We start from the raw sequence: 4,528 nt of genomic DNA, 5'->3' as shown, positions 1-4,528 counted from the left end.
GGGCGGTCGTCGTCTTCGATAGGCATCGCTCGTCTCCGTGATATGCGCTCGGCAACGGTTGCCAGCGGCAATCCGGCTGGCTAAGCATCGGTCCGGATTTCCCGCATTTCCCAAGGACAAATCATGGAAAAGCTGCCTGCGCAAATGACCGTTGTCGCCATCAGCAAGCCCGGCGGTCCGGAGGTGCTGATCCCCGAGCAGCGTAGCCTGCCCGTGCCCGGCCCCGGCGAGCTGCTGGTCAAGGTGATGGCCGCCGGCGTCAACCGGCCGGACGTCGCGCAGCGCTCCGGTGCCTATCCGCCGCCGCCCGGCGCCAGCGACCTGCCCGGCCTCGAAATCGCGGGCGAAGTGGTCGCCACAGGCCCCGGTGTCAGCAGGCACAAGGTCGGCGACAAGGTGATGTCGCTGGTGGCCGGCGGCGGCTATGCCCAGTATTGCATTGCGCAAGACGGCCAGGCGATGGCCGTGCCGCCTTCGCTCACCATGGCGGAAGCCGGCGCCATTCCGGAAACGCTGATGACGGTCTGGCATAACGTGTTCGAGCGCGGCGCCTTGAGGCCCGGCGAGACGCTGCTGATCCATGGCGGCTCCTCCGGCATCGGCACCATGGCGATCCAGCTTGCGAAAGCGCTCGGTTCCAAGGTGATCGTCACCGTCGGTGCGCAGGACAAGGCCGTTGCGTGCCTCAAGCTCGGGGCCGACGTCGCGATCAACTACAAGACCCAGGACTTCGTCGCCGAGACCAGGCAGGCGACCGACAACGTCGGCGCCAATGTCATCCTCGACATGGTCGGCGGCGACTATATCGATCGCAACTACGACGCCGCCGCGGTCGACGGCCGCATCGTGCAGATCGCGTTCCTGTCCAACGCGCCGAAGGCGACGGCCAATTTTTCCAAGCTGATGGTGAAGCGCCTGACCCATACCGGCTCGACGCTGCGACCCCGTACGAATGCGGATAAGGCGGCGATGGTTGCGGCCATCGAGGCCACGGTGATGCCGTTCCTGCGCGCGGGGAAGGTAAAGCCCATGATGGACAGCACTTTCCCGCTGGAAAAGGCTGCCGATGCGCACCGGCGCATGGAGACCAGCCAACATATTGGCAAAATTGTGTTGGCCGTTTAACTGTCCCAACCGATCGGCGGGTGGAAACCCTTTGATTTCCCTCGCTTTCATGGCATCTATCGCGAGACGCCGGGCCGGTCGCTTGGCCGGGGCGAACGTTATCGCGGAGTACTGACATTGCGTCGGATCAGGCGCCTTGCGTGCATAGCGCTGGGCCTCATGATTGTTGCTGTCGCGGCGCCCGCGCGCGCGATCGACGCCGTCAGCGTCCGCAGTGACGCGCCCGCCATCGACCTCACCGCCGTGCTCGACCATCAGCGTAGCGACACCGACCGCATCCAGGTTTCCACCGCGCCGGGAACCGACGGCATCGTTCGCCGCATCGAGGTCCGGGCCCGCGAAGGCGGCCAGAACTGGGTGGTATTCGCGCTCGCCAACAACACCGACGACCAGCTCGATCGCCTGATCGTCGCGCCGCACTACCGCATCGTGTCTTCGGGCCTGTTGTGGCCCGACCTCGGCCTGTCGCGCGTCGCCACCATCACGCCCTCGATCGGCGACCGCCCCGAGCGGCAGGAAAGCGCAACCGCCGACATCTTCCGCATTACGCTGGATCCCGGCGCCGTCGTCACCTATGTGGCCGAGCTGCGCACCAACAACCTGCCGCAGCTCTATCTGTGGGAGCCCGAAGCCTACAAGGACAAGGTCAACTCCTTCACGCTCTACCACGGCATCGTGATCGGCATTTCCGGCCTTCTGGCGCTGGTTCTCACCATCCTGTTCGTCGTGAAGGGCTCGATCATGTTTCCGGCCGCCGCCGCGCTCGCCTGGGCGGTGCTGGTCTATATCGGCGTCGACTTCGGCTTCTGGGGCAAGGTGCTGGACATGTCGAACAACGCCGAGCGCGTCTGGCGCGCGGCGGGCGAGGCGATCCTCGCGGCGACATTGCTGGTGTTCCTGTTCGCCTATCTCAATTTGTCGCGCTGGCACGTGCGTTACTCGCACATCACCATCGGCTGGCTGACCTTCCTCGGCTCGCTGGTTGCGCTGGCGCTGTTCGATCCCGCGGTCGCCTCCGGCATCGCGCGCATGTCGCTGGTGCTGATCGCCTTCGCCGGCTTTGCGCTGATCGTTTACCTGTCGACCCACGGCTTCGATCGCGCGGTGCTGCTGATCCCGACCTGGTTCCTCCTCGTGGTCTGGGTGATCGCCGCCGGCATGACGGTAGGGGGCAGCGTCACCAACGACATCGTCGGCCCTGCCCTGCTCGGCGGCCTCGTGCTGATCGTGATGCTGATCGGCTTCACGGTCATGCAGCACGCCTTTGCGGGCGGCGGCGCCACCACGGGCGTCGTCTCCGACGTCGAGCGCCGCGCACTGGCGCTGGCCGGCTCCGGCGACCTGATCTGGGACTGGGACGTCTCCGCCGACAAGGTTTTCACCAGCCCCGAGACCGAGGCGCTGCTGGGCCTGAAGCGCGGCACGCTGGAGGGCCCCGCCGCGAAATGGCTCGAGGTGCTGCACCCGCTGGACCAGGACCGTTTCCGCGCCGCGCTCGACAGCGTGCTCGACCAGCGCCGCGGCCGCCTGGTGCAGGATTTCCGCCTGCGAACGCCCGACGGCCATTTCATGTGGTTCGCGCTGAAGGCGCGTCCGGTGGTCGGCTCCGACGGCGAGGTGTCGCGCGTGATCGGCACGCTGACCGACGTCACCGACATCAAGAACGCCGAGGAGCGCATGCTGCATGACAGCGTGCACGACAACCTCACCGGCCTGCCGAACCGCAAGCTGTTCATGGACCGCCTCAACGCGGTCGCGACCTTCGCCAAGACGATGCCGACGCTGCGGCCGACCCTGATGGTGATCGACCTCGACCGCTTCAAGCAGGTCAACGATTCCGTCGGCATCGCCGTCGGCGATTCCATCCTGCTGACGCTGGCGCGGCGGCTGACGCGCATCCTGAAACCACAGGACACGCTGGCCCGGCTCGCCGGCGACCAGTTCGGGCTGATCCTGCTCTCCGAGCAGGAATCCGCGCGCATCACCGCCTTTGCCGAGACCATTCGCAAGACCATCCGCGCGCCGATCGCCTTCAACGACCGCGAGATCTTCCTCACCGCCTCGATCGGCCTTGCGCTGTCCGATCCGCAGGCGCAGCTCTCCGAGGAGATCATCAAGGATGCGGAGCTGGCGATGTATCACTCCAAGCGCATCGGCGGCGACCGCATCGACGTCTACAAGCCGGCGATGCGCGCGCGCAAGACCGACCGCCTGACGCTGGAATCGGAGCTGCGCCGCGCCATCGAGCGCCAGGAGATCTCGATCCTCTACCAGCCGATCGTGCGGCTGGAGGATCGCACCATCGCCGGCTTCGAGGCGCTGGCGCGCTGGGACCATCCCAAGCTCGGCCGCATGTCGCCGTCGGAGTTCATCAACATCGCCGAGGAGATCGGCCTGATCGTCGATCTCGGCATGTTCGTGATGGACCAGACCGCGCGGCAGCTTTCGGTGTGGCAGCGCGCGATGCGCTCGCGCGAGCCGATCTTCGCCAGCGTCAACGTCTCCTCGCGGCAATTGCTGCGCCACGATTTGATCCACGACATCCGGACCGTGCTGTCGCGCTCCTCGGTGGCGCGCGGCACGCTGAAGCTGGAATTGACGGAATCGCTGGTCATGGAGAACCCGGAGCACGCGGCGCAGATGCTGACGCGGATCCGCGAGCTCGGCACCGGGCTGTCGCTCGACGATTTCGGCACCGGCCATTCCTCGCTCTCGTACCTGCAGCGCTTCCCGTTCGACACCATCAAGATCGATCAGTCGTTCGTGCGCACCACCAGCCGCGGCACGCGCCCGGTGATCCTGAAATCGATCATCGCGCTCGCCCACGATCTCGGCATGGACGTGGTCGCCGAAGGCGCCGAGACCGACTCCGACGCCGTCGAGCTCTACCAATTGGGCTGCGAATACGCGCAGGGCTTCGCCTTCGGCGAGCCGATGGACGCCGACGCCGCGATGCGGCTGCTGACGGAAGAACGGCTGGAAGCGGCGAGCTGAGGCGCGAGGCAGCCACGCTGCAAGCGGTATAGGCAGTGTCGCCCCGGCGAAGGCCGGGGTCCATAACCACAGGGTCGAGTTGTTGGAAAAGGTTGGAGCTCCAGCCTTCGCAAAACCTTGTCCTGTGGTTATGGATCCCGGGTCGCGCTCGCTTTGCTCGCTTGCCCGGGACGACAGTGAGTTTGTTGCACGCAAGCGCTCTCATTCCCGCGACTCGATTTCGCCCGGGTTCTGCAATTTCGTTTGCTCCCTCTTCGGTCAGAGGGCGCGGAGAAGGCCGGGCGCCGGCTGCGCCCGCAGCACCGTGTGCAACGGTAGTAAGAAAACGCACACGGATTTGACAGGTACAGCCAGGACATCCCGACCTTCCCCGCGCAATGGTTTGACGGTTTATACGTGATCTCCCCGG

At 65.9% G+C, this 4,528-nt stretch carries 2 protein-coding genes; both read left to right on the top strand.

The window, feature by feature from the left end; genetic code table 11:
- The first annotated feature begins 123 nt into the window (after positions 1-123).
- Positions 124-1,125, top strand: a complete 1,002-nt coding sequence (locus tag ACT4OC_RS10005) for an NAD(P)H-quinone oxidoreductase (RefSeq protein ID WP_444838820.1) — start codon at positions 124-126, stop codon at positions 1,123-1,125.
- Between the two features lie 117 nt (positions 1,126-1,242).
- Positions 1,243-4,119 carry an EAL domain-containing protein gene (locus tag ACT4OC_RS10000; protein WP_444838819.1) on the top strand — a complete coding sequence of 959 codons (2,877 nt, stop codon included), beginning with the start codon at positions 1,243-1,245 and terminating at the stop codon, positions 4,117-4,119.
- Positions 4,120-4,528 lie beyond the last annotated feature (409 nt).

The organism is Bradyrhizobium sp. (genome assembly GCF_052389815.1).
Taxonomy (GTDB): Bacteria; Pseudomonadota; Alphaproteobacteria; order Rhizobiales; family Xanthobacteraceae; genus Bradyrhizobium.
Note: the sequence above shows the minus strand (reverse complement) of the source record. Positions and strands in the feature narration are given on the sequence as shown.

Coding starts and splice junctions, on each gene's coding strand:
- ACT4OC_RS10005 (WP_444838820.1), top strand. CDS start 124: ATGGAAAAGCTGCCTGCGCAAATGACCGTTGTCGCCATCAGCAAGCCC.